Source organism: Micromonospora globosa (assembly GCF_000717585.1).
GTDB lineage: Bacteria > Actinomycetota > Actinomycetes > Mycobacteriales > Micromonosporaceae > Micromonospora > Micromonospora aurantiaca.
In genome coordinates, this window is the sequence record NZ_JNZR01000005.1 from 36367 (window position 1) to 61014 (window position 24648).

Here is a 24648-nt window from a genome sequence, read left to right on the forward strand (position 1 = left end):
AGGAGGGGCGGTGGGAGGGGTGGGGTCAGGGGGTGGGGTTGGGGGTGGCCAGCTGGCGGGCGGCGCGGTCTACCGCGCGCTGGGCGGCGACCAGGGAGCGCAGCGGCAGCCGGGCGTCCCGGCTCTCCCGGCGCTGGACGAAGTAGTGCACAGCGGCCCGGACCCGGGCGCGGTCGGCGGCACTCGACCGGGCGGTCGCGAGGATCATCTCGCGCAGCCGCGCGGCCAGCTCCTCGGCCAGCTCCAGATCGGGACCGTGCAGCGCGGCGCGGAGCGCGGCCAGTCGACTGTCGACCTTGCGGATGAGCACGTCGGTTCCGGAACCCAGACCTCGGTCCTCGACGGTCATCCACGCCTCCACCCCACGCCGCATCGCGAGTGAAGTTACTTTATGTTGCAGCCCACAAGCAAGCAGTTAAGTAAGACTTAACGGAATAATCGCCCATTCCATTCTTGGGCTGCTGCGGGCGGGACGGAACGGTCCGGCGGCGGGCCGGATGTCACACCCGCGCGGCAGGATGGGAGCGTGGCGGACGAGGTGACCCCGTCAGGCGGGTCAGGCAGGTCGGGCGGGTCAGGCAGGTCGGGCGGGTCGGGCGGGTCAGGCGGGGTGCTGGCGGATTTCGGCGCGGCGACCCGGGAGTGGTTCACCGCGGCCTTCGCCGCGCCCACCCCGGCCCAGGAGGGCGCCTGGCGCTCGGTCGCCGCCGCCCGCAACGCGCTCGTCGTCGCGCCGACCGGCTCCGGCAAGACGCTCGCGGCGTTCCTCTGGTCGCTCGACCGGCTCGCCAAGGAGCCGCCGCCGGCCGATCCCCGGCGCCGCTGCCGGGTGCTCTACGTCAGCCCGCTCAAGGCACTCGCCGTCGACGTGGAACGCAACCTGCGCGCCCCGCTCACCGGCATCCGCCAGGCCGCCTCCCGGCTCGGCCTGGTCCCGCCGGACATCACCGTCGGCATGCGGACCGGCGACACCCCGGCCGACGAGCGCCGGGCCTTCGCCCGTACCCCGCCGGACATCCTCATCACCACACCCGAGTCGCTGTTCCTGCTGCTCACCTCCGCCGCCCGCGACTCACTGCGCGGCGTCGACACGGTCATCGTGGACGAGGTGCACGCGGTGGCCGGCACCAAGCGCGGCGCGCACCTGGCGCTGTCCCTGGAACGGCTCGACGCGCTGCTGGAGCGGCCCGCGCAACGGATCGGACTGTCCGCCACCGTCCGGCCGATCGACGTGTGCGCCCGCTTCCTCGGCGGCGCACGCCCGGTCGACGTGGTGCAGCCGCCGTCCAACAAGACCATCGAGGTCAGCGTCCAGGTTCCGGTGGAGGACATGACGCGCCTCGACGAGCAGGAGCCACCCGAGGACGATCTCGGCGGCCTCGCGCCCCGCCGCCCCTCGATCTGGCCGGCGGTCGAGGAACGCGTGTTCGCGCTGATCCGCGCGCACCGGTCCACGATCGTGTTCACCAACTCCCGGCGCAGCGCCGAACGCCTCTGCGCCCGCCTCAACGAGCTGGCCGCCGAGGAGGTCGAGGCGGCGTCCGCCCCGGAGGGCAGCCGCGTGGCCCGGGGCGGGGAGCCGGTGCGCGTATCCGATCTGCTGCCCGGCGCCGACGGCCCGCCGGCCGGCGACGGCGCCGGGCCGGTGCGTGCGCCTCGGCAGCCGGCGGAGGTGATGGCGCAGTCCGGCGCGGCGGCCGGGGCGCCGGCGGTGATCGCGCGGGCGCACCACGGCAGCGTGTCCCGGGAGGAGCGCAAGCAGATCGAGGAGGCGCTCAAGTCCGGCCGGCTGCCCGCCGTGGTCGCCACGTCCAGCCTGGAGCTGGGCATCGACATGGGCGCTGTCGACCTGGTGGTGCAGATCGAGGCGCCGCCGAGCGTGGCGGCCGGGCTGCAACGGGTCGGCCGGGCCGGGCACCAGGTCGGCGCGGTCTCGCGCGGCGTCGTCTTCCCCAAGCACCGGGGCGATCTGCTCTCCTGCACTGTGGTGGCCGAGCGGATGGGCGCCGGGGCGATCGAGGAGCTGCACTACCCGCGCAACCCGCTGGACGTGCTGGCCCAGCAGATCGTGGCGATGGTGGCGCTGGAGCCGTGGCGGCTCGGCGACCTGGCCGTGCTGGTCCGGCGGGCGGCGCCGTTCGCGGAGCTGCCCGACTCGGCGCTGCACGCGGTGCTCGACATGCTCTCCGGGCGTTATCCGTCCACCGCGTTCGCCGAGCTGCGGCCCCGCCTGGTCTGGGACCGCGCCACCGACGTCCTGACCGGCCGGCCCGGCGCCCAGCGGCTCGCCGTGACCAGCGGCGGCACCATCCCCGACCGGGGCCTGTTCGGCGTGTTCCTGGCCGGCGCGGAGCGGGCCGCGCGGGTCGGTGAGCTGGACGAGGAGATGGTCTACGAATCCCGGGTGGGCGACGTGTTCCTGCTCGGCTCGTCCTCCTGGCGGATCGAGGAGATCACCCCCGACCGGGTGCTCGTCTCCCCCGCGCCCGGTCAGGCGGCCCGGATGCCGTTCTGGAAGGGCGACCAGCTCGGCCGCCCGGTCGAGCTGGGGCGGGCGATCGGCGCCCGGGTCCGGGCTCTGCTGCGGCAGTCCGACACCGACGCGGTGGCGGCGCTGCGGGCCGGCGGGCTCGACGACTGGGCCGCCGGCAACCTGATGAACTACCTGCGCGAGCAGAAGGCCGCCACCCGGTCGCTGCCGGACGACCGGACGGTGGTGGTCGAACGGTTCCGCGACGAGCTGGGCGACTGGCGGCTCGCCGTTCACTCGGTGCTCGGCGCGCGGGTCAACGGGCCGTGGGCGCTGGCGATCGGTCGCCGGCTGGCCGAGCGGTACGGCGTGGACGCCCAGGTCATGCCCTCCGACGACGGCATCGTGGTGCGCCTGCCGGACACCGCGGAGACGCCGCCCGGCGCCGACGTTGTCGTGTTCGAGCCGGACGAGATCGCCCAGCTCGTCGAGGAGTCGGTGGGCACGTCGGCGCTGTTCGCGTCCCGGTTCCGCGAGTGCGCGGCCCGGTCGCTGCTGCTGCCCCGGCGTGACCCCCGGCGGCGGCAGCCGCTGTGGCAGCAACGCCAGCGCGCCGCGCAACTGCTCGACGTGGCCCGCGAGTACGCCGACTTCCCGGTCACGCTGGAAGCCGCCCGCGAGTGCCTCCAGGACGTCTTCGACCAGCCCGCCCTCGGCGAGCTGATGCGCGACCTGGCCGCCCGCAAGGTACGCCTGGTCGAGGTGGAGTCCGAGCGCCCGTCGCCGTTCGCCAGGTCGCTGCTGTTCGGGTACGTCGGCGCGTTCCTCTACGAGGGCGACGCCCCGCTGGCCGAGCGGCGGGCCGCCGCGCTGGCGCTCGACTCCGGCCTGCTCGGCGAGCTGCTCGGCCGGGTCGACCTGCGGGAGCTGCTCGACCCGGAGGTGCTCGCCGAGACCGCGCGCCAACTGCGCTGGCTCACCGAGCAGCGACGTCCCCGCGACCCGGAGGACGTGGTCGAGCTGCTGCGCGTGGTCGGTGACCTGAGCAGCACCGAGCTGGCCGAGCGGGGAGTCCCGGAGTCCTGGACCGACGAGCTGGCGGCGGCCCGGCGGGTGCTGCGGGTCCGCATCGCCGGCGAGGACCGCTGGGTGGTCGTCGAGGACGCCGCCCGGCTGCGCGACGCGCTCGGGGTGGCGCTGCCCGTCGGGGTCGCCGAGGCGTACCTCGCGCCGGTGGCCGATCCGCTCGCCGACCTGGTCGCCCGGTACGCCCGCACGCACGGCCCGTTCGCGGCCGCCACCTGCGCGGCCCGGTTCGGGCTCGGCGTGTTCGTGGTGGAGCAGGCGCTGCGGCGGCTCGCCTCGGGCGGCCGGGTGGTCTCCGGCGAGTTCGCTCCGGACAGTGTGGGCACCCAGTGGTGCGACGCCGAGGTGCTGCGCATGCTGCGCCGTCGCTCGCTCGCGGCCCTGCGCCGGGAGATCGAGCCGGTGCCGCCGCGCGCGCTCGCCGCGTTCCTGCCCCGCTGGCAGCAGGTCGGCTCGTCGGCGCGGGGCGTCGAGGCGGTCGCCGCCACCGTCGAGCAGTTGCAGGGCGTGAGCGTGCCCGCGTCCGCGCTGGAACGCCTGGTGCTCCCGGCCCGGGTCGCCGACTACTCCCCCGCCCAGCTCGACGAGCTGTGCGCCGGCGGCGAGGTGGTGTGGGCCGGCGCGGGCGCGATCTCCGGCGGCGACGGGTGGGTGACGCTCGCGTACGCCGACGTGGCGCCGCTGCTGCTCCCGCCGCCGGACGAGGCACTGACGCTGACCCCGCTGCACGAGTCGGTGCTCGACGCGCTCGCCGACGGGCAGGCGTTGTTCTTCCGCTCGCTGTCCGACCGGGTCGGCGCCACAGACGACGCCGCCCTGTCGGGCGCGGTGTGGGATCTGGTGTGGGCCGGTCACCTCACCAACGACACGCTCGCGCCGCTGCGCGCCGCGCTCGGCGCCGGCGGGGCACACCGGTCCCGGCCGTCGGCGCCGCGCACCCGCTACCGCCGTCCGGGCCGGGTGGCGCTGCCCAGCCGGGGCGGTCCGCCCACGATGGCCGGCCGCTGGTCCCGGCTGCCCGGACGCGACCTCGACCCCACCCGCCGCGCCGCCGCCCTCGCCGACCTGCTGCTGGAACGGCACGGCGTGGTGACCCGGGGCGCGGTCGTGGCCGAGCAGGTCACCGGCGGCTTCGCCGGGGTCTACCCGGTGCTGTCCGCGATGGAGGAACGCGGGGCGGCCCGGCGCGGCTACTTCGTCGAAGGGCTCGGCGCGGCGCAGTTCGCGGTGCCCGGCGCGGTGGACCGCATCCGCGCGCTCGCCGACGACACCCAGGGCCGGGGCGGTCCGACAGTCGTGCTCGCGGCCACCGACCCGGCGAACCCGTACGGCGCGGCGCTGCCCTGGCCGGAGCGCGTGGTCGACTCCGGCGACGGCGCGGCACCGGCCACCGGCCACCGGGCCGGGCGCAAGGCGGGAGCGCTTGTCGCGCTCGTCGGCGGTGACCTGGTGCTCTACGTGGAGCGGGGCGGCCGGACGATCCTGTCGTTCACCGACGACACCGACACGCTCGCCGCGGCCGGCAAGGCGCTCGCCGACGCGGTGCACTCCGGTGCGCTCGGCGCGATCTCGGTGGAACGCGCCGACGGCGAGGCCGTGCACGCGTCCCCGCTGCGCGACGCGCTGACCGCCGCCGGTTTCCGCGCCACCCCGCGCGGGCTGCGTCTGCGCGGCTGACCGCCCGGCGTTACGGGGAGCGGGCACGTAGGGTGGGCCGGTGGCCTCGATCCGGGTACGCCAGGCGCGCGACGGGGACCGCGCCGCGCTGACGGCGCGGCACGAGCGGGAGTGGGGCGGACCGATCGTGGTGGTCCACGAGCTGCGCCTGGCGCGGCACCTCAGCGGGGCGGGCAACACGTGAACGACACCCCGCGGTGTGTCTCGCTGACCACCGACTACGGGCTGTCCGACGGGTTCGTGGCGGCGTGCCACGGCGTGCTGGCCCGGCTCGCCCCGGCCGTCCGGGTGATCGACGTGACGCACCTGGTGCCACCGGCCGACGTACGCCGGGGCGCGGCGGTACTCGCGCAGACGGTGCCGTACCTGCCGTGGGGCGTGCACGTGGCGGTGGTCGACCCGGGCGTCGGCACGACGCGGCGCGGGATCGCGCTCGCCGCGCCCGGCGGACTGCTGGTCGGGCCGGACAACGGGCTGCTGGTCCCGGCCGCGGAGGCGCTCGGCGGAGTGACCGAGGCGGTGGAGCTGACCAACCCGGACTGGCTCGGCCCGGTCGTCTCCCGCACGTTCCACGGGCGGGACGTGTTCGCGCCGGTGGCCGCCCGGCTGGCGCTCGGCGCGCCGCCGGCCGAGGCGGGACCGGCAGTGGACCCGGGCACGCTGGTCCGGCTGCCGGAACCGGTGGTACGCGCCGAGCCCGGCGGCTTCAGCGCGGAGGTGCTGACCGTCGACCACTTCGGCAACGTCCAGCTCGCCGCGCCGGGCACGCTGCTCGACGGCCTGCCGTCCCGGGTGCTGGTGAACGGCCACGAGGCGGTCCACGGCCGTACCTTCGGCGACGCGGAACCCGGCGCCCTGGTGGTCTACGTCGACTCCGGCGCCCAGGTCGCGATAGCGGTGAACACCGGCCGAGCCGCCGACACCCTCCGAGCCACCCCAGGCGCCCTGGTCACCATCACCCGTCTCCCCCGCGATCTTGCAGTTGATGCCCCGGCATAACGGGCGAATGCCCCCGGGGCAGGGCCGAAACTGCAAGATCGCGGAGGAGAGCGGGGACGGGCGGGGACGGACGGGGACGGGGGCGTCAGCAGCGGGGGACTGTGCCGCCGTAGATCGAGGACAGGTACGCGTGGCTGACGTAGTTGCCGCCCACCAGGCGGTACCACCTCGTCGTCGTGCGGTACGTGCCGGCGATCCGCTGCCCGGTCACGTAGCACTGCACCGGCACGTGGGCGTACGTGGCGGCCAGGCCCCGGCTCGCGTAGGAGGTGCTCGCCCCGGCCCGCAGGTTCAGCGGCCCGGAACCGACCACCGCCCGCGCCCCGCCGCCGGTCCACAGCAGCGTCACGTCCACCCACGCGTTGTCGGTGAGCCGCAGCCCGTCCCAGAACGTCCCGTCGGCCAGGTCCAGCCCGGCCGGGTTGCGGACGGTACGGCCGAACTGGTCGCGCCCGCCGTTGTAGCCGTTCTGGTACGCCGCCTGCGCCTCGGGCAGCCCGCGCGGCAGGTCCTTCCAGTTCTCCCTGATCGACGCCGGGTTCCACCAGTCGTCGCGGGTGTTCCACGGGCCGACGTCCCACACCGGGGCGTACTCGCAGCGGCTGCCGTTCGTCGTGCAGACCTTGACGGTGTAGTCGCCGGTGTTGCGCGGGGACAGGCCGCGCCGGGTGGGCAGCGCCGCGAAGTGGTCCCGGGTACGCACCGTGTGCCCATTGGCGGTGATGCCGCCGACCAGGCCGATCCGGGTCGCGTACACCCGGTACTTGAGCGCGGCGGCCGGCTGGACCGCCGTGGTGGCGACCTTGTCGGCGGCCAGGGTCAGGCCGGTGACGGTGGCCTCCGACGCGCTGCCGCTGGTGGTCAGCACGACGCGCGCCTGCACCCGGCTGACCGGTGCGTCGAACACCGCCTCGGTGGCGTCGCGCCACTCGGTCCAGCCTCGGCCACGCCAGCCGCGTACCTGTGCCACCGCCGTACCCCCGTCGCCGGTGCGGGCGGCGAACTGCGCGCGTACCCGGGTCGCGGGCCGGTCCAGGGTGCGCGGCGCGGACAGCAGGATGCCCTCGGCGACCGGTCCGCCGACGGCGGCCGGGCGGGTGCGGGCGTTGGGCCGGGGGTCGGCGAGCCGCAGGCGGCCGGACCGCCAGGCGACGTTGACGTCGTCGCCGCCGGCGACGGCGAGGTCGACGGACCAGCGTTCGGGGCCGGGCGCGGCGGCGCGGGCCGGTACGGCGGTGGGCGGGGGCGCGGCCGACGCGGGCGTGCCGGGCAGTCCGGCGGCCACGGTGAGCAGGGCGGTCAGGGCGACGACGGTACGACGTCGTGTATATGCCATGGGCATCTCCTCAGAACCCCCTGATCGTGGCGTTTCCGCAGATCAAGTGGAACCTCAGTACAAATAGCGACACATGCGAATTCTGCTCGGCCGGGGGACAATGGCCGGGTGCCCGAAGGCGACACCGTCTGGAACACCGCACGCGTCCTGCAACGCGCGCTCGCCGGGGCCCGGCTCACCGGGTCCGACTTCCGCGTGCCGCAACTCGCCACCACCGACCTGACCGGCTGGACCGTGCGCGAGTCGGCCAGCCGGGGCAAACACCTGCTGCTGCGCCTCACCCGCACCGACGCCGAGCCGTGGACACTGCACTCGCATCTGCGGATGGACGGCGCCTGGCGGGCGTACGCCCCGGGTGAGCGCTGGAGCGGACGGCCCGCGCACCTGATCCGGGTGGTGCTGCGCTCCCCCGCCGCTGTCGCCGTCGGCTACCACCTGCACGAGCTGGCGCTGGTGCCGACGGCCGAGGAGGAGTCGCTCGTCGGCCACCTCGGCCCGGACCTGCTCGGCCCGGACTGGGACGCCGACGAGGCGGTCCGCCGGCTCGCGGCCGACCCGGACCGCACAATCGGTGAGGCGCTGCTCGACCAGCGCAACCTGGCCGGGGTGGGCAACCTCTACAAGTGCGAGGTGCTGTTCCTGCGCGGCGTGTCGCCGTGGACGCCGGTGGGCGCAGTGCCGGACCTGACCGGCACCGTCGCGCTGGCCCAGCGGCTGCTCGCGGCCAACCGGGGCCGCTGGACGCAGAGCACCACAGGAGTGCTGCACCGGGGCGGGACCAGCTACGTCTACGGCAGGCGGGCGCAGCCGTGCCGCCGCTGCGGGACGGCCATTCGCAAGGAGGAACTGGGCGAACGGGTCACCTACTGGTGTCCGGCCTGCCAACCCGGCGTGGAACTTCCACGAAACGCCCAAGATCGGCCGAGATAGGGACGATTGGGTACTTCCGCCTCACCCCTGTGACGTCGCATGCTGCGGTGGACCGCTCACGGATCGTCAGCAGCGCGTACGCCCGCCACGCCGGGGTGTCGGCCGGCGCGCCCCGACCCCGGGGAGAGCCATGGTGCTGTTCCGCCGCAGCCGGCCCGGACGCCCGGACCGCGCCGCCGTCGTCGCCATCGCCGAGGAGACCGCGCCCACCGGTGACCCGACGCCGCCCGGTTCCGTCGCGCCCGCCGTTCCGGCCGCTCGCGGCAGTGACGAGGAACCCGGCGGCGGCCCGGCGCCTGCAAGCCTGGACCCGGCCGCCGTCCCGCGCCTGTTCGGCCCGGTGCCGAACACCGCCGCCAGCCCGCTGCCCACGCTCGACCCGGACGGCCGCCCGGTACCCGGCACCGGCATCCGCAAGTTCGCCGACCCGCTGCCGCTGCCCGGGCAGCCGGCCACCGCCGGGCTCGGCGCCCGCCTGCCCGTCGCCGTCCCGGACACCATCACCTGGCCGGGCTGCGACTACTACGAGATCGGCCTCCAGGAGTACGCGCAGCGCCTGCACCGCGACCTGCCCGCCACCCGGCTGCGCGGCTACCGCCAGCTCAACCTGGGCACCGACGCCTCCGGGCACAACACTGTCGGCCCGCCCGACCGCCCCTGGCACCTCGGCCCGATGATCGTGGCCCGGCGGGGCCGCCCGGTACGGATCAAGTTCATCAACCAGCTCCCCACCGGACGGGCCGGCGAGCTGTTCCTGCCCGTGGACGAGACGGTCGACGGCGCCGGAGCCGGGCCGCTCGACGGTCCCGCCCCGTACCCGCAGAACCGCGCCGTACCGCACCTGTCCGGCGCGCAGACCGGCTGGATCAGCGCCGGCAACCCGTGGCAGTGGGTGACCCCGGCCGGCGAGATCACCCCGTACCCGACGGGTGTGGGTGTGACGCCGGTGCCGGACATGCCGCCGCCCGGCGCGGGCGCCACCACGCTGTACTTCCCGAACGACCAGAGCGGCCGGCTCATGTGGCTGCACGACAACACGCTCGGCCTGTCCCGGCTCACCGTCTACTCCGGGCAGATCGCGCTCTACCTGCTCACCGACCCGGCCGAGGAACGGCTCGTCGACGACGGCGTGCTGCCCGCCGACCAGCTCCCGCTGGTGATCGAGGACAAGACGTTCGTACCCGACGACGCGCAGCTCGCCGCCCAGGACCCCACCTGGGACCGGGACCGCTGGGGCGCCAAGGGCAGCCTGTGGCACCCGCACGTCTACCAGCCGCGGCAGAACCCGTACCGGCTCACCGGCACCAACCCGACCGGGCGCTGGGACTACGGGCCGTGGACCCACGACCCGGACGGCGGCGCCAGCCCGTGGGTCGCCCCGGTGCCGAACCCGCACCACGACCCCGACACCGACCCGGACGAGCCGCCGCTGGTACCGGGCGTGCCGCACCCGTCGGCGGTCCCCGACGCGTACGGCGACACTCCGCTCGTCAACGGCGTCGCCTACCCGTACCTGGAGGTCGCGCCGCGGGCGTACCGGTTCCGGATCCTCAACGCCTGCGCGGACCGCGCGCTCAACCTCCAGCTCTACCGGGCCGCCTCCGACGCGCCGATGTGGGCCGAGGACGGCAGCCCGGCCGACCCGGACGCCGGTGAGGTGCCGATGGTCGAGGCGGTACGCGCGCCCGGCCGGCCCGCGTACTGGCCCGCGGACGGACGCGACGGCGGCGTGCCCGACCCGGCCGCCGCCGGACCCGAGATGATCCAGATCGGCAACGAGGGCGGCCTGCTCCCCGCCCCCGTGGTGCTGACCAACCGGCCGGTGGACTACCGGTACGACAGGCAGGACCCGACAGTGCTCAACGTGGACGGGCACGCGCTGCTGCTCGCCCCCGGCGAACGGGCTGACGTGGTGGTGGACTTCTCCACTGTGCCGCCGGGCAGCACGCTCATCCTCTACAACGACTGCCCCGCGCCGCTGCCCCGGTTCGACCCCCGCTACGACCACCACACCGGGGCACCCGACCGGACCGCCGCCGGTGGTCTGCCGCCGACCCGCCCCGGGTACGGCCCGAACACCCGTACGCTGCTCCAGATCCGGGTCACCGGCACCCCCGCGCAGCCGTACGACACGCGGAGGCTCGCCGAGCGGCTACCCGGGGCGTACGCCCGCAGCCAGCCGCCGCCGATCGTGCCGCAACCCGCGTACGACACCGCGATCGGCACCTCCACCCCGCGCCCGACGCTGGTTCCCGCGCGGGCCACCTCGGTCACGTTCACCCCGGCGGGCGCGACCGCCCCGGTCACGTTGCCGCTGGCCGTGAAGTCGGTCGGGCAGGTGTTCGAGGCCCGGCACGGCCGCGCGGTGGGACGGCTCGGCGTCGGCCACCCGGTCGCCGGGCCGCTCGCCCCGGCCACGCTGCCGCTGGGACCGGCCGACCCGGCCACCGAGGTGCTGCACGCCACCGACCCGGCGGTGGCGGTCGGCGCGCCCGGCGACGGCACCCAGCTCTGGCGGATCGTCGGGGACGCCCCGCGTACTCATCCCGTCCACATCGAGGGCTGCGACGTACAGCTCGTCAACCGGGTCGGCTGGGACGGCACGGTCCGCGCGCCCGACCCGGGCGAGCTGGGCTGGAAGGACACCGTCCGGGTCAACCCCCGGGAGGACGTCGTGGTGGCGCTGCGTCCCGTCCCACCAGCCCTGCCGTTCAAGATCGGCGACAGCGTACGGCTGCTCGACCCGACCCGCCCGGCCGGCGCACGGCTGGACGCCGGCCCGGTCAGCCCGGTCGACGGCCGCCCCGCGGTCGTGGTCAACCAGCTCGTCAACCTCGGCTGGGAGTACCGCTGGCAGACCCGCTCGGCCGGACTGCGCGACCAGGGCATGAGCCGGCCGCTGGTGGTGCGCGTGGCACCCAAGGCGCCGACCGGCCTCACCGCCACCCCGGCACCCGGCAGCGCCACCGCGCTCCCCGCCATCGCGCTGACCTGGACCGGCAACGGCAGCCGTCCCGTACCGACGAGCCACCGGCTGCAACGCGCCACCGACAGCACCTTCACCACCGGCCTGACCGAGATCACGGTGGCCGCCACCGCCACCCGGTACACCGACGCCACAGTCACGCCCGGCGTCACCTACCACTACCGGATCCGTGCCGAGAACGCGGTGAGCTGCTCGTCCTGGTCCAACGCCGTACCGGCGGCGGTGCACCTGTCCGCGCCGACCCGGGTGACAGCGGTGCTGCCGCCGACGGGGCCGCTGCGGGTGGCGCTGCGCTGGGCCAACCACTCCTTCGCCACAGGCGTGGACGTGCAGCGGGCCACGAACCCGACGTTCACCAGCGGTCCGGGCACCACGGCCATCGCCGTGGGCGAGTCCCACGTGGACCCGGCCGTCGCGCCGGACACCACGTACTACTACCGGGTACGCACGACGTACCTGGGCGCCGCCTCACCCTGGTCGACTGTGGCCACCGTGACCACACCGGCCCGGCCGGTCGCGCCCACCGGCGTGAGCGTCACCGCGAGCGTCTCCGGGCCGGACACCGCCAGCGTGACGGTGACCTGGTCGGCGCCGACGCCGGCCGGACCGGGCGCCGGTTTCGTCGTGCAGCGCGCCACCGACGCCGCCTTCACCCGTGAACCGGCGACGTTCCACGTGACCGGCCGAGGCTTCACCAACACCGGCCTGGCCCGAGGCATGACCTACCACTACCGGGTACGAGCGACAAACGTCGTAGGCACGTCCCCCTGGACCCCCCCAGCCCGAACCACAACCCCCACCTGACCTCGCCCCCATGCGCCTGCCGAGCGTTGATCATGAAGTTAGCGGCAGTTTCAGAGATCAACACCACCGCCAACTTCATGATCGAGCCCGTGGGTCACCCGCCCGCCGCCCCCTCCCTCCCTCCCCCGTGATCAAGGAGTTTGTGTCCGGATCAGGCGCGCATCAGGACACAAACTCCTTGATCACCGGAGTGAGCGGCGCGGGTGGGGTGGGTGGCGCGGATGACGGGAGGACCGGCAAGCCCGGGGCGCGAGAGGGCAGGGGCGCCGGGCGGAACGCCGCCCCGGAGTGCCGGAGCCCGGCGATCATGAAGTTGACGGCCGAAATGGAGATCGAAACCGCCGTCAACCTCATGATCGATCGCGCTGGTCGGGCGCCGCGCTTGGACGGTGATCAAGGGGTTTGTGTCGGGATCCGGCTGCGGGGAGGACACAAACTCCTTGATCAACGGGGAGACCGGGGCGGGAGGGGCGGGGCGGGGAGGGGAACTGTCAGGGGGCGCGGAGAGGGGTGCGGAGTTCGGCCAGGGCGGAGGCTACGCCGTGCAGCAGGTCGGTGGCCTCGGTCAGCCGCGCGGCGGCCGGGTGCTCGGTGTTCGGACGGGCGTCCTCGGCCACGTAACCGGCGGCGGCCACCACCAGCCGCTCGTACGCGGCCACCCCGTCCTCCAACTGGGCCACCAGCGTGGCGTGCACCTCGTTCAGCGTGCTCTGCGGGGTCAGCTTCGCCGCGCGTTCCACGCTCGCCACCCGGGTCGCCAGCTCACGCAGTGAACGATCGGCTTCGGCCGCCTCCCGGACCGCCGGCTCGGCCAGTCCGGTCAGCCGTCCGGCCAGCCCGGCCAGGGTGAGCGCGGCCCGGTCCAGCCGGGCCCACGGCTCGGCCGCGGCGGTGCCGCGCAGCGCGAGGCGGGAGCGGACCCGGCGTACCTCGGCCACGACGCCCGGGCCGACGGGCAGCCGCTCGACGGCGGCGACCAGCCGGGCGCGGGAGCGGGCGGCGGCCTCCGCCGGGTCGAGGGCGGGCGGTGGCGGCACGGCGGCCAGCGCACGGTGGTCGACCCAGCGCCAGGCGGCCACCGCGATCGCGCTGCCCGCGGCGCCGGCCCAGGCCGCGTCCGCCAGACCCAGTCCGGCGTACGGGGTCAGCACCGCGGCGGCGCCGCCGAGCCCTCCGGCCAGCACGCTCCACCGCCGCGCCGAGTTGCGTAGCCTGCGCAGCCTGCGGAAGTGCCGGGCCCGTTCGTCCGCCATCGTGTCCGCCCCTCCGTCAGCCGGTCGTGGTCTCCCCGGTGCCGCGTTCCCGGCTCATGCTGGCCCGGATCTCGTCGAGACGGGCTGCGGCTGCCGGATCGGCCGGCTGCCCCACGGCGGGGGTCTCGGACCGGCTGCCGAGCTGCTCGCCGGCCATGCTCGACCGGATCTGCTCCAGTCTCGCCGATCCGGCCGAGTCGAGCGTGGCCTTCTGGATCTCCAGCATCCGGCCCTCGACCGAGTTGCCGGCCAGCTCGGCCCGGCCCATCGCGGTGGCGTAGCGGCGTTCGATCCGGTCACGGACCTCGTCCAGCGAGGGGGTGTTGGCGGGCGCGGTGAGCGACGACATCGACTCCAGCGAGCGGGCCACGCTCTCCTGCATCTTGGCCTGCTCCAGCTGGCTGAGCAGCTTGGTGCGCTCGGCCAGCTTCTGCTGGAGGATCATCGAGTTGTTCTCGACCGCCTTGCGGGCCTGTGCGGCCGCGCCGAGCGCCTGGTCGTGCAGCGTCTTGAGGTCTTCCAGCGCCTGCTCCGCGGAGACCAGCTGGGTGGCCAGCATCTGGGCGGTCTGCTCGTAGCGCCCGGCCTCGGCCTCGTCGCCCCGGCCCCGCGCCTGGTCGGCCACCGCCAGCGCCTGCCGCGCGTTGCCCTGGAGCTGTTCCACCTCGGTCATCTGCCGGGACAGCTTCATCTCCAGCTGGCGCTGGTTGCCGATCACCGCTGCCGCCTGCTGCACCAGCGCCTGGTGCTGGCGCTGCGCCTCCTCGACGGCCTGCTGGATCTGCACCTTCGGATCGGCGTGCTCGTCGATCTTCGCGCCGAAGAGCGCCATCAGGTACTTCCAACCCTTGACGAACGGGTTCGCCATCTCCGCCTCGTCCCCTCAGTAGCGTCGCGCCTACATCGTCCCAGCCGGACGCCACTCCGGCACCCGTACGCTCCTGATCAACAGTACGACGCGAACGCCAGCACTGCCCACGACGTGACAGCCGGGGTCAGGCGGCGCAGACCACATCCCGCTCGGCGGGGCGTACGCGGGTGCTGCGCAGCGTGGCCTTGAGCGGCGAGTCCTGCCGGACCTGGACGGCGACCCCGCCGTCGGAGGTGACCTGCCGGACACCGCGGTTGGTGGCCTTGCGCACGGCGGACGGGCCCACCGGAGCCGGCTCGACCCGCTCGTCGGTCACCGGCACCAGCACGCCGGGCATCTGCTCGGCCAGGGCGACCGTGTCGCTCACCTCGCGCAGCAGCTCGGACAGGCGGGCGCCGAGCGCGTCGCAGATCGCGGCCAGCAGCTCGCTGGAGGGTTCCTTCTGGCCGCGTTCGATCTCGGAGAGGTAGCCGAGGCTGACGTTGGCGGCGGAGGAGACCTCGCGGAGGGTGCGGTGCTGCCCTTGCCTGCGTGCTCGCAGCGCGTCACCGATCACCCGGCGTAGCAGGACCATCGCACCTCCCCCTGAACGGGACCACCATCTCCGGCCGGAACACGTCGCGCCGGACGCGGCGGACCGCCCCGGCGCCGACGGCGACCGCCGGAGCCTTCCCGCAACCGTACCCGTTGGTCGCCACGACGACATCCCACCCCGCCTCTGAAAATCCGGGCGGATCGACAGGTCCGGCGATCCCGCCGCCGGGCGTGTCGGCGCCGCGCGGGCTCACCGGCGGCCCGCCCCCGCCGCCTCGGCGGCGTCGGCGTCGGCGGGGAGTTCGATGCGGTCGGCGAGCAGCCGCAGCGCCTCGATCACGGCAGCCGAGCGGATGTGGTCGCGGCCGCCCTTGAGGTCGAGCCGGCGCACCTCGGTGCCGTCCGGTCCGGCGACCGCCACGTAGACCAGGCCGACGGGCTTGTCGTCCTGCGGCTCCGGACCGGCCACGCCGGTGGTGGCCAGGCCCCAGTCGGCGCCGCAGCGCTGCCGTCCGCCCTCGGCCAGCGCGGCCGCCACGTCCGGGTCGACCGGGCCGCGGTCGGCCAGCAGGTCCTCCGGTACGCCGGCGAGCGTCGCCTTGAGTTCGGTGGCGTAGACCACCATGCCGCCCCGGTAGATGGAGCTGACCCCGGCGATCTCCACGATCGCGGCGGCGAGCAGGCCGCCGGTCAGCGACTCGACGGTGGCCAGCGTCTCGCCGCACTCGTGCAGGCGGTGCACCACGGCGGCCGCCGGGCTGCCGGCGGGCCGCTGGTCTCTCGCGTCGGTGTCCATGCCCGCCCCCATTTCCCGCCCCACGCCGGCTTACTCGTCCGCCGTCCGGGCCGACGGACCCTCGCCCCGGACCGACTGACCCGCCGTCCGGGCCGACGGACCCGCTGACCGGCTCAACGGGCCGGGCGGCGCAGTCGCAACGCCTGGGCGATGTAGTCGAACCCGGTGACCACTGTGACCACGACGGCCGCCCCCATGATCCACGGCCCGATCGCGGCGAGCGCCTCCGGCATCGGCCAGAGATACCAGGTGATGGCCAGGATCTGCAGCGCGGTCTTGACCTTGCCACCACGACTGGCGGCGATCACCCCGTGCCGGATCACCCAGAAGCGCAGCCCGGTGATGCCCAGCTCGCGGACCAGGATCACCACGGTCACCCACCAGGGCAGCCGGTCGTAGAAGGAGAGCAGCACCAGGGCGGCGCCGGTGAGCGCCTTGTCGGCGATCGGGTCGGCCACCTTGCCGAGCGAGGTGACCAGTTCGTACCGGCGGGCGATCCAGCCGTCGACCAGGTCGGTCGCGGAGGCCACCACGAAGATCACGCAGGCGGCCGTCCGCCAGCCCGCGTTGCTCATGCCGGAGGCGATCACGGTGGCCACGAAGACCGGCACCAGTACCAGGCGCGCGCCGGTGAGCAGGTTCGCCGCGTTGAGCAGCGGTACGGGGGCAGCCGCCGTCGACTCCGCTCCCGTCATGTCCCGCATCGCCCCACGTGGCTTCCCCGCTCCATCAGGGCCCGCCGTCACCGTACCGCGCCGGGCGCCGCCGAGATCATCTCATCCGGTACGGCGACCAGGTCCACGCCCTCGGTCGCCGTCACCGTGGCCCGGACCAGGTCACCGGGGCGCAGCGCGGCCAGATCGACGCCGCCGCCGACGGGCGCGACGAGTGTGGTCGAGCCGTCGACCTCGGGCGCCTGGTGGGCGGCCCGCCCCTCCACCACCCCGTCGGCGGTCGAGTCCACGAGCACCTCCACCGTCGCGCCGAGGCGTTCCTCGGCGCGCTGCGAGCAGAGTTCGTCGGCCAGCGCGCTGAGCTTGTCGTACCGCCGCTTGATCGTGGCGGCGGAGACCTTGCCGGTCAGGCCGGCGGCCTCGGTGCCGTCCTCGTCGCTGTAGTCGAACATGCCGATCGCGTCCAGCCGCGCCTCGGTCAGGAACCGGACCAGCTCGGCCACGTCCTGCTTCGTCTCGCCGGGGAAGCCGACGATGAAGTTGCTGCGCGCGCCCGCGTCCGGCGCCAGCGCGCGGGCGGAGGCGAGCAGTTCCAGGAACCGGTCGGTGGAGCCGAAGCGCCGCATCCGGCGCAGCACCGGCTCACTGGAGTGCTGGAACGACAGGTCGAAGTACGCGGCCACGCCCGGCGTGGTGGCGATCACCTCGACCAGGCCGGGCCGGGTCTCGGCCGGCTGGAGGTAGCTGGCGCGGACCCGCACGATCCCGTCGATCGCGGCGAGCTGCGGCAGCAGCTTCTCCAGCGCGCGGGGGTCGCCCAGGTCCTTGCCGTACGAGGTGGAGTTCTCGCTGACCAGCACCAGCTCGCGGACGCCGGTCTTGGCCAGCCACTCGGCCTCGGCGAGCAGCTCGTCCGGGGTACGCGAGACGAAAGCGCCGCGGAAGGCAGGGATGGCGCAGAACGCGCACCGCCGGTCGCAGCCGCTGGCGAGCTTCAGCGAGGCCACCGGGCCGGTGTCGAGCCGGTGCCGCAGCACCTGCCGCAGGTGGGCCGGGGTGTGCGCGTCGGTCTCCGGTGCGACCCGGGCCGGGGTGCCGTGCCCTGGTAGCGACACCGCCGCGTCGCGGCGCTTCACCGGGGTCAGCGGCAGCAGTTCCCGCCGGTCGCGGGGGGTGTGGGCGCCGATCGCCTCGCCGGCGAGCACCGAGTCGAGGCGGGCGGCGATGTCCGGGTAGTCGTCGAAGCTGAGCACGGCCTGCGCCTCGGGGAGACTGTCGGCCAGCTCACGGCCGTACCGCTCGGCCATGCACCCGGCGGCGACGACCTTCGCGCCGGTGTCGGCGGCGGCCAGCAGCGTCTGGATCGAGTCCTGCTTGGCCTTCTCGACGAACCCGCACGTGTTCACCACCACCACGTCGGCGCCCTCGCCGTCGGTGGTGACCTGCCATCCGTCGGCGTTTAGCCGGGCGGCCAGCTCCTCCGAGTCGACCTCGTTGCGGGCGCAGCCGAGGGTCAGCAGGGCGACGCGGCGCCCGTCGGATCGCGGGGTGGAGGAGGAGGCAGACACCATCCGAGGGTACCGGGCCGGTTCCGGTGCGCCGCGCACCCGTCCGGCCAGGGTCAGCGCGCGGACACGGCCACCCGGGCCAGCCGATCGAGGAGGAACACCTCCGTGCCGGCCAGGCCGGTGGAGCAGAAGACCGAGATCTGGTCCGCGGTGGTCCGGCCGGGAGCCGCGCCGGCCAGCACCGCGCCCAGGTCGCGCAGCCGCCCGGCGTACGGCTCGACGGCGGCGAGCATCGGCGGGACGTACGCGGCTGCCTGCCCGGGTGAGTCGGTGACCAGCAGGTCGGCGGCGTCGAGCAGGTCGGGGCCGAACTCGTGCCTGTCGACCTGCTTGAAGCCAACCGTGTTGACGTGGGTGCCGGGGGCCAGGTCGGCGGCGTCGAGCACCGGGACGGTGCTGGTGGTGGCGAGCACCACGACGTCGCGGTCGCGTACCGCGGCGGCGGCCGAGCCGACGGCGCGGGCCGGCACACCCAGCTCGGCGCGGACCCGCGCGGCGAACGCGTCCCGCCGGGCCGCCGAGCGGCTGAACACCGTCACCTCGCGCAGCGGCCGGACCGCCGCCGCGGCCCAGACCTGGGTCCACGCCTGCCGGCCGGACCCCACCACGCCGATCGTGGCGGCGTCCGCGCGGGCCAGGGCGTCCACCGCCACGCCACCGAGTCCTCCGGTACGCCGGGAGCCGAGTTCCTCGCCGACGGCGATGGCGCGTACCGCGCCGGTGGCCGCGTCGTGCAGCACGACGAGCTGACCGCTCTCCGGGTGGCCGAACGTGTCGTACGAGCGGAAGCCGTACCACTGCCCGGTGAGGTGCCCGGCGGTGAGCACCATCCGGCCCCCGCCCAGCGGCGCGGACGCCCGGGGCGGGGCGATGAGCCGCCCGGCGTGCGCGGCCAGCAGCGCGTCGCGCATGGCCGCGACGGTGAGCGGGGCGTCCACGGCGGCCGCGACGTCGTCGTCGGAGAAGAGCACGGTCATGCGTTCCATCGTGCAACCTGAAGTTGACGTCAACTCCACTCATGGTGGGCTTTCTCACCCCGCCGCCGACCCGGCCCGCCCGGTGCTACCGTCGGCCACGACGGCCCGCGGGCCGTCCCGGACGAGTGGTGGGCGTACCCGGTCAGGCCAAGACGCCCCGCGTGACCTAACCGTCGCCCGGCCCGCTCCGCGCCGGGCCCGCCCGTCAGAGGTGATGTCCCATGGCCTGGATCGTGCTGGTGATCTCCGGACTCCTGGAGACCGCGTGGGCGATCGCGCTGGACCGCAGCGCCGGCTTCACCCGTCCGCTCCCCTCCGCCGTCTTCGCCGTCACCCTGGTCGGCAGCATGGCCGGCCTGGCGTACGCGCTGCGCGACATCCCGGTCGGCACCGGCTACGCGGTGTGGGTCGGCATCGGCGCCGTGGGTACCGCGCTGGTCGGCATGCTCGCGCTCGGCGAGCCGGTCAACCTGCCGCGCGTGGCCTGCCTGCTGCTGGTGGTGGCCGGTGTGATCGGACTGAAGCTGTTCGCCTGATCGATGCCGCCTCCGGTTTGGACGGTACGGCGGCCGGGGTACCCGATCTCCCGTCGACACGTAGCGAGATCACCCACGGAGGAAACCATGGCCGACATCCACGCCACCGCCCGTCCGCGCAGCAGCGCCGCCCGGATCTGCACGATCATCGCGTTCGTCTTCGCGGCCATCGCGATCTTCATCCTGCCGCCGCTGTTCGGCCTGGTCGGCCTCGTGCTCGGCATCGTCGGCGCGGTCCTCGGTGACAAGCCGCTGGGCTGGTACGCCGCTGCCGCGAGCGTCGCCGGCGCCGTGATCGGCATGATCATCAGCTACGTGGTCCTCACCAACTGAGACCGCCGAACCGCGAACGGGCCCGCCGGGACGACCGGCGGGCCCGTTCGCGTGTACGGGTCAGTCCTCGCCGCCACGCAGGCCGGCCAGGACCTCCTCCAGCTCGTCCGGCTTGACCAGCACGTCGCGGGCCTTGGAGCCCTCGGACGGGCCGACCACGCCCCGGGTCTCCATCAGGTCCATCAGCCGGCCCGCCTTGGCGAAGCCGACCCGCAGCTTGCGCTGGAGCATCGAGGTCGACCCGAACTGCGAGGTGACCACCAGCTCGACGGCCTGCACGAGCAGGTCCAGGTCGTCGCCGATGTCCTCGTCGATCTTCTTCTTGCTGTCCTGCGCCGGGGCGAGCACGTCCGGGCGGAACTCCGGCTCGCGCTGGTCCTTGCAGAACTTCACCACGTCGGCGATCTCGCGCTCGGTGACCCAGGCGCCCTGGATGCGCTGCGGCTTCGACGCGCCCATCGGCAGGAACAGGCCGTCGCCACGGCCGAGCAGCTTCTCCGCGCCCGGCTGGTCCAGGATGACCCGGGAGTCGGCCAGCGAGGACGTGGCGAACGCGAGCCGGGACGGCACGTTAGCCTTGATCAGGCCGGTGACCACGTCGACCGAGGGCCGCTGGGTCGCGAGCACCAGGTGGATGCCGGCGGCCCGGGCGAGCTGGGTGATCCGGACGATGGAGTCCTCCACGTCGCGCGGCGCGACCATCATCAGGTCGGCCAGCTCGTCCACGATCACCAGCAGGTACGGGTACGGCCGCATCTCCCGCTCGCTGCCCGGCGGCGCCTTGATCTCGCCGTTGCGCACCTTGCGGTTGAAGTCGTCGATGTGCCGGACCCCGTTGGCGGCGAGGTCGTCGTAGCGCATGTCCATCTCGCGGACGACCCACTCCAGCGAGTCGGCCGCCTTCTTCGGGTTGGTCACGATCGGCGTGACCAGGTGCGGGATGCCCTCGTAGCCGGTCATCTCGACCCGCTTCGGGTCGATCAGCAGCAGCCGCACCTCGTCCGGCGTGGCCCGGGTCAGGACGGACACCAGCAGCGAGTTGAGGCAGGACGACTTGCCCGCGCCGGTGGCTCCCGCAATGAGAATGTGAGGCATCTTCGCGAGGTTGGCCACCACGTAGCCGCCCTCGATGTCCTTGCCGAGCGCCACCACCATCGGGTGGTGGTCGCTCGTCGCCTCGCGGGAGCGCAGCACGTCGCCGAGCGACACGTTCTCCGGGTCGGTGTTCGGGATCTCCACACCGACCGCGCTCTTGCCCGGGATCGGGCTGAGGATGCGGACGTCCGGCGACTTCACCGCGTACGCGATGTTGCGGGACAGCTGGGTGATCCGCTCGACCTTGACGCCCGGGCCCAGCTCCACCTCGTACCGGGTGACTGTCGGGCCGCGGGTGAAGCCGGTGACGGCGGCGTCCACGTCGAACTGCTCGAAGACGCCTGTGAGCGCCGCGATCACCTCGTCGTTGGCCTTGCTGCGGCTCTTCGGCTTGGCGCCGCTGCCGAGCAGGTTCGCCGGCGGCAGCGTGTAGTCGCCGGCGAGCCCGGTCAGCGCGAGCTGCTCGGCGCGGGTGGGCAGCGGCGAGTGCTCCGGCGGCTCGACCGGCTTGCGGTTCGCCGGCACCTTCGGCGGCTTGCGCGGCAGCACCAGCGTCTCCTGGAGGTCGACGCCTGCCAGCTCGTCGTCCGGGTCCAGCGGCTCCAGCGGCGGCGGCATCCGCTTCGCGGGCCGCTTGCGGGCGGGCTTCGCCGGCGCCTCGTCCTCGGCGGACTCCTCGTCGGCGTCCGCCCCGGCCGGGTCGGCGCGCAGGCCGAGCCGCTCCGGGATCTTGTTGATCGGCGTCGCGGTGACCACGAGCAGGCCGAACACCAGCAGCAGGAGCAGCAGCGGCATGGCCACCCAGGCGGTCACCGCGGACTTCAGCAGGTCGCCCACGCCCGCGCCGATCAGACCGCCGGCGAAGTCACGCTGGACCTCGTCGACCGGGTTCTGCCCGATGTGCAGCATCGCGGCGGTCGCCAGCATCATCGAGCCCCAGCCGACCAGGCCGCGACCGCGGTGCTCGGGGTCGGCGGGGGTCCGCATCAGCCGCCACGCGCCGACCATGAACAGCACCGGAAGGATTATCGAGATGGCGCCGATGAACAGCCGTACGGTGTCGGCCAGGTGCCGGCCCACCGGCCCGGCGCCGCCGCCCCAGATGCCCACCGCGCTGAGGATGGCCAGGCCGAACAGCAGCAGCCCGGCGCCGTCGCGGCGGTGCTCCGGATCCAGCTCCCGGGTGGACGCGGCCTGCCGCCCGGCCGCCCGGAACGTCCAGCCGACCGTGTGCGCAAGTCCCATCCAGACGGCACCGACCGCCCGGCCGACGAACGCGGCCGGGCTCGGCCCGGGAGCCGGGCGCCGACGCGCCGGTTTCCGCGCCGCCGCCTTCTTCGCCGGTTGCCGGGCGCGGTTGTTCGTGGTGCCACGCGGCGACGCGCCGCGCCGCCGGCTCGCCTGAGAGGTACGGCCCGCCATAGAGTCACGGTAACGGCGGCACCCGGTGGATCGCCGCTTTTCCGGGTCGTGTCCGCGCGTCGCAGCACGGGTCGGACCGTCGTTTGTGTTATTCGCCTCAGAAGGGATGCCCGATGGCGTCGCCGGAGATCGAGGACGGTCCGGACGGTCCGCTGGCCGGACACCCGCAGGAACTGCGCCCGCTGACCGGCGAGCTGATCGCCGCCGTGCTCGGCCACCGGGGGTACGCGGTGGTCGAGGAACCCGACGGCGCGCTGGTGGGCCGCTGGGAGCGGAACCTGATCTGGTTCCACCGCCGGGGCGTGGCCGGTGAGCTGCTCCAGGTACGCACAGTCGTCGCGGACCACTTCGGCATCGAGCGCGTGCCCGAGCTGCACGCCTTCTGCAACACGTGGAACCACGACCGGCTCTGGCCCAAGGCGTACGTGCACGTCGCCGACGACGGGTCGGCCCAGGTGTGCGGCGAGGTCACCACCGACCTGGAACGCGGGGTGACGCCGCACCAGCTCGACCGGCTCGTCGACTGTGGCGTGACCACCGGGTGCCAGCTCGCCGCCGCCGTCGACGAGCTGGCCGGCGGGACGCTCCGGTGACCACGGCACGCGACCGGGGGCTGGCCGCCGCGCTCGCCGACGCCCGGGACCGGCCCGACGGCGCGGAGCGCTGCGCCGAGCTGGAGCGGATCGCGTCGCGGGCGGACGCCACCGGCGACCCGCGTACCGCCCTGTCGGCACGGTTCGCGCTGGTCGAGGCGTACCTGCACCGGGGCGAGCGGTGGCGGGCGGTGGAGCCGGTCCGGCGGATGCGGACCACGCTGGACGGACACCCCGGGCTGCTGGACGCCCGCCCGGACGAGCTGACCCGGTTGCGCCGGCACCAGCGGCAGGCGGTGGAGGCGTCGTTCGGCACGCCCCGGGTGGGTCTGGACCAGGCCCGGTCCCTGTTGGACGCGCTCGCCGGGGAACTGGGCGAGGACGCCGCGCCGGTGGCGGAGCTGCGCTGCCGGCTCGCCGACCACCTCGGCGACGAGCCGGCGGCCCGGCGGGCGTACGAGCGCTGGTCGGCGGCGGACGCGAACGACCCGGTGGGCGGGTGTGCGGGGTGCGCCCCGGCGCGGCGGGCCGACCTGCTGGCCGGCTGGGGCGAGCCGGACGCGGCACTGGCGGCGCTGGCCCCGGCGCTGGCCGGCTGGGTCGAGCCGCAGTCGGTACCGACCCGGCGCGGCGAGCGGCAGGCGGCAGCCGCCGGCGCGACGGCCTGCACCGATCAGCCGGAACGGGCGCTCGCCGTGGGGCTGCTGCCGTGGCTGCGTACCGGCGCGGTGACGCGGGCGGCCCGGGCGCACGTACGCGCGTACCGCCGGCACCGCAGCGAGCGGACGGCGTTCCCGCTGCTCGCCGCACACCTGCGCTTCTGCGCGCTGGGCGGCTACCTGCATCGTGGGCTGGAGATCCTCACCGAGCAGCTGCCCGAGCTGGACCGCCCGGCCGACGACCTGGCCGCGATGGAGTTCGCCGCGGCGGGCGCGCTGCTGTGCGGACTGGTCGCCGAGGCCGGGCTGGGCGGGCGGCGGATCCACCGCCCGGGGCACGGTTCCCGGCCGGCGGCCGAGGTGGACGTGGCGACGCTCGGCACGCAGTTGCAGGGGCTGGCGACGGCGCTCGCCGGCAGCTTCGACGCCCGCAACGGCACCGGGCACCAGTCCGGCCGGATCGCCTCCTGGCTGGCCGAACGGCCGCTCGCCGCGCCGGTGTCGCTGGCTGCCGAGAGCGAGTTCGACGAGGAGCCGGACGCCGATGATCCGGCCGAACCCCTGCTGCCCGGGCCGGAGGAACCGGCCCCGCTGGACGCGGCGCTGCTCGCCGCCGCGCTCGACGCCCGGGGCGAGCCGTACACGCCTGAGCCGGACGGCACGCTCGCCGGACGGTGGGGCGAGGCCACGATCCAGTTCCGCCTGCTCGGCCGAGACGGCGACGTGCTGCACGCCCGGGTGGTGGCGGAGCGGCGGCTGCCGGCCGGTCGACGCGCCGAGGCGTACGCGTTCTGCAACGCCTGGAACCACGACCGGCTGCTGCCCGCCGCGTACGTGCACGAGCCCGGCGACGGGACGCTCGTGCTGGCCGCGGGCATCTCCACCGACCTGTCCTGCGGGGTGGCCCCGGCGCAGCTCGCGGTGCTGGTGGCCGCCGCGGTCCGCACCGGCACCGCGTACGCCGAAGCGGTCGCCGCGCTGCCCTGACACGCGGCGCGGCCCCCGATCACCGGGCGGTGGTGATCGGGGGCCGCGGTCTGGGTGCGGCG

General features: G+C 74.8%; 19 protein-coding genes and 1 riboswitch. Of the genes, 9 read left to right on the forward strand and 10 right to left on the reverse strand.

Annotated elements, in window-relative coordinates; genetic code table 11:
* Positions 1-25: 25 nt before the first annotated feature.
* On the reverse strand, positions 26-349 hold the full coding sequence (locus tag IF06_RS0107425) for a hypothetical protein (protein WP_030269802.1): 324 nt from the start codon (positions 347-349) through the stop codon (positions 26-28).
* Between the two features lie 261 nt (positions 350-610).
* On the opposite strand from IF06_RS0107425, the gene IF06_RS0107430 reads away from it, so the two are divergent.
* From IF06_RS0107430 to IF06_RS0107440, 3 genes are read left to right on the forward strand one after another with little or no spacing between them, the layout of a single operon-like run.
* Positions 611-5233, forward strand: coding sequence for a DEAD/DEAH box helicase (locus IF06_RS0107430; protein ID WP_030269804.1), 4623 nt, complete (start codon positions 611-613; stop codon positions 5231-5233).
* 40 nt (positions 5234-5273) lie between these two features.
* Positions 5274-5417 carry a hypothetical protein gene (locus tag IF06_RS33875; RefSeq protein WP_198039648.1) on the forward strand — a complete coding sequence of 48 codons (144 nt, stop codon included), beginning with the start codon at positions 5274-5276 and terminating at the stop codon, positions 5415-5417.
* Positions 5414-6232: an SAM hydrolase/SAM-dependent halogenase family protein gene (locus tag IF06_RS0107440; RefSeq protein WP_030269806.1), complete on the forward strand. Its 819-nt coding sequence runs from the start codon at positions 5414-5416 to the stop codon at positions 6230-6232. The genes IF06_RS33875 and IF06_RS0107440 overlap by 4 nt, the downstream gene beginning before the upstream one ends.
* An 85-nt stretch (positions 6233-6317) precedes the next feature.
* On the opposite strand, the gene IF06_RS0107445 is transcribed toward IF06_RS0107440, so the two are convergent.
* Complete coding sequence (locus IF06_RS0107445) at positions 6318-7568, reverse strand: hypothetical protein (RefSeq protein ID WP_030269808.1); 1251 nt, start codon at positions 7566-7568, stop codon at positions 6318-6320.
* A gap of 108 nt (positions 7569-7676) precedes the next feature.
* Here IF06_RS0107445 and IF06_RS0107450 point away from each other — a divergent pair, with 108 nt between their 5' ends.
* Together IF06_RS0107450 and IF06_RS0107455 are read left to right on the forward strand one after the other, a co-directional pair.
* The gene (locus IF06_RS0107450; RefSeq protein WP_013284705.1) at positions 7677-8498 is read left to right on the forward strand and encodes a DNA-formamidopyrimidine glycosylase family protein; all 822 of its coding nucleotides are present in this window, start codon (positions 7677-7679) and stop codon (positions 8496-8498) included.
* 130 nt (positions 8499-8628) lie between these two features.
* Positions 8629-12288 (forward strand): fibronectin type III domain-containing protein, encoded by a 3660-nt coding sequence (locus IF06_RS0107455; protein WP_030269810.1) that lies wholly within the window; start codon positions 8629-8631, stop codon positions 12286-12288.
* Between the two features lie 491 nt (positions 12289-12779).
* Here IF06_RS0107455 and pspM read toward each other — a convergent pair whose 3' ends face one another.
* From pspM to IF06_RS0107495, 7 genes are all read right to left on the reverse strand, one after another.
* The gene (gene pspM, locus IF06_RS0107465) at positions 12780-13541 is read right to left on the reverse strand and encodes a phage shock envelope stress response protein PspM (protein ID WP_013284703.1); all 762 of its coding nucleotides are present in this window, start codon (positions 13539-13541) and stop codon (positions 12780-12782) included.
* A gap of 16 nt (positions 13542-13557) precedes the next feature.
* Complete coding sequence (locus tag IF06_RS0107470) at positions 13558-14409, reverse strand: PspA/IM30 family protein (protein ID WP_013284702.1); 852 nt, start codon at positions 14407-14409, stop codon at positions 13558-13560.
* Positions 14410-14536: 127 nt separating this feature from the next.
* Positions 14537-14986 (reverse strand): helix-turn-helix domain-containing protein, encoded by a 450-nt coding sequence (locus IF06_RS0107475; protein ID WP_013284701.1) that lies wholly within the window; start codon positions 14984-14986, stop codon positions 14537-14539.
* A 210-nt stretch (positions 14987-15196) separates the two neighbouring features.
* Positions 15197-15754, reverse strand: a complete 558-nt coding sequence (locus IF06_RS0107480; RefSeq protein ID WP_030269814.1) for a CinA family protein — start codon at positions 15752-15754, stop codon at positions 15197-15199.
* Positions 15755-15855: 101 nt separating this feature from the next.
* Positions 15856-16437, reverse strand: coding sequence for a CDP-diacylglycerol--glycerol-3-phosphate 3-phosphatidyltransferase (pgsA, locus tag IF06_RS0107485; protein WP_030269816.1), 582 nt, complete (start codon positions 16435-16437; stop codon positions 15856-15858).
* 47 nt (positions 16438-16484) lie between these two features.
* Positions 16485-17987 (reverse strand): 30S ribosomal protein S12 methylthiotransferase RimO, encoded by a 1503-nt coding sequence (rimO, locus tag IF06_RS0107490; protein WP_013284698.1) that lies wholly within the window; start codon positions 17985-17987, stop codon positions 16485-16487.
* 50 nt (positions 17988-18037) lie between these two features.
* Complete coding sequence (locus IF06_RS0107495; RefSeq protein ID WP_030269818.1) at positions 18038-18961, reverse strand: ornithine cyclodeaminase family protein; 924 nt, start codon at positions 18959-18961, stop codon at positions 18038-18040.
* 96 nt (positions 18962-19057) lie between these two features.
* Positions 19058-19123, forward strand: a riboswitch (guanidine-III (ykkC-III) riboswitch).
* Positions 19124-19182: 59 nt separating this feature from the next.
* On the opposite strand from IF06_RS0107495, the gene IF06_RS0107500 reads away from it, so the two are divergent.
* The gene (locus IF06_RS0107500) at positions 19183-19497 is read left to right on the forward strand and encodes a DMT family transporter (protein ID WP_013284696.1); all 315 of its coding nucleotides are present in this window, start codon (positions 19183-19185) and stop codon (positions 19495-19497) included.
* An 87-nt stretch (positions 19498-19584) separates the two neighbouring features.
* Entirely contained in the window at positions 19585-19830 is a 246-nt protein-coding gene (locus IF06_RS0107505) for a hypothetical protein (protein WP_013284695.1), read from the forward strand.
* Positions 19831-19890: 60 nt separating this feature from the next.
* On the opposite strand, the gene IF06_RS0107510 is transcribed toward IF06_RS0107505, so the two are convergent.
* Entirely contained in the window at positions 19891-22347 is a 2457-nt protein-coding gene (locus IF06_RS0107510) for an FtsK/SpoIIIE family DNA translocase (RefSeq protein WP_013284694.1), read from the reverse strand.
* 113 nt (positions 22348-22460) lie between these two features.
* Between IF06_RS0107510 and IF06_RS0107515 the strand changes: the two genes are divergently transcribed.
* Positions 22461-22940 (forward strand): YbjN domain-containing protein, encoded by a 480-nt coding sequence (locus tag IF06_RS0107515; protein ID WP_013284693.1) that lies wholly within the window; start codon positions 22461-22463, stop codon positions 22938-22940.
* On the forward strand, positions 22937-24586 hold the full coding sequence (locus IF06_RS0107520) for a YbjN domain-containing protein (RefSeq protein WP_030269821.1): 1650 nt from the start codon (positions 22937-22939) through the stop codon (positions 24584-24586). The genes IF06_RS0107515 and IF06_RS0107520 overlap by 4 nt, the downstream gene beginning before the upstream one ends.
* The last annotated feature ends 62 nt before the right edge of the window (positions 24587-24648 follow it).

What these genes read in the sequence shown, in the direction of transcription:
- IF06_RS0107425 (WP_030269802.1), bottom strand. Translation starts at nt 349, where the DNA reads ATGACCGTCGAGGACCGAGGTCTGGGTTCCGGAACCGACGTGCTCATC.
- IF06_RS0107445 (WP_030269808.1), bottom strand. Translation starts at nt 7,568, where the DNA reads ATGGCATATACACGACGTCGTACCGTCGTCGCCCTGACCGCCCTGCTC.
- IF06_RS0107455 (WP_030269810.1), top strand. Translation starts at nt 8,629, where the DNA reads ATGGTGCTGTTCCGCCGCAGCCGGCCCGGACGCCCGGACCGCGCCGCC.
- pspM (WP_013284703.1), bottom strand. Translation starts at nt 13,541, where the DNA reads ATGGCGGACGAACGGGCCCGGCACTTCCGCAGGCTGCGCAGGCTACGC.
- IF06_RS0107470 (WP_013284702.1), bottom strand. Translation starts at nt 14,409, where the DNA reads ATGGCGAACCCGTTCGTCAAGGGTTGGAAGTACCTGATGGCGCTCTTC.
- IF06_RS0107475 (WP_013284701.1), bottom strand. Translation starts at nt 14,986, where the DNA reads ATGGTCCTGCTACGCCGGGTGATCGGTGACGCGCTGCGAGCACGCAGG.
- IF06_RS0107480 (WP_030269814.1), bottom strand. Translation starts at nt 15,754, where the DNA reads ATGGGGGCGGGCATGGACACCGACGCGAGAGACCAGCGGCCCGCCGGC.
- pgsA (WP_030269816.1), bottom strand. Translation starts at nt 16,437, where the DNA reads ATGACGGGAGCGGAGTCGACGGCGGCTGCCCCCGTACCGCTGCTCAAC.
- rimO (WP_013284698.1), bottom strand. Translation starts at nt 17,987, where the DNA reads ATGGTGTCTGCCTCCTCCTCCACCCCGCGATCCGACGGGCGCCGCGTC.
- IF06_RS0107495 (WP_030269818.1), bottom strand. Translation starts at nt 18,961, where the DNA reads ATGACCGTGCTCTTCTCCGACGACGACGTCGCGGCCGCCGTGGACGCC.
- IF06_RS0107500 (WP_013284696.1), top strand. Translation starts at nt 19,183, where the DNA reads ATGGCCTGGATCGTGCTGGTGATCTCCGGACTCCTGGAGACCGCGTGG.
- IF06_RS0107505 (WP_013284695.1), top strand. Translation starts at nt 19,585, where the DNA reads ATGGCCGACATCCACGCCACCGCCCGTCCGCGCAGCAGCGCCGCCCGG.
- IF06_RS0107510 (WP_013284694.1), bottom strand. Translation starts at nt 22,347, where the DNA reads ATGGCGGGCCGTACCTCTCAGGCGAGCCGGCGGCGCGGCGCGTCGCCG.
- IF06_RS0107515 (WP_013284693.1), top strand. Translation starts at nt 22,461, where the DNA reads ATGGCGTCGCCGGAGATCGAGGACGGTCCGGACGGTCCGCTGGCCGGA.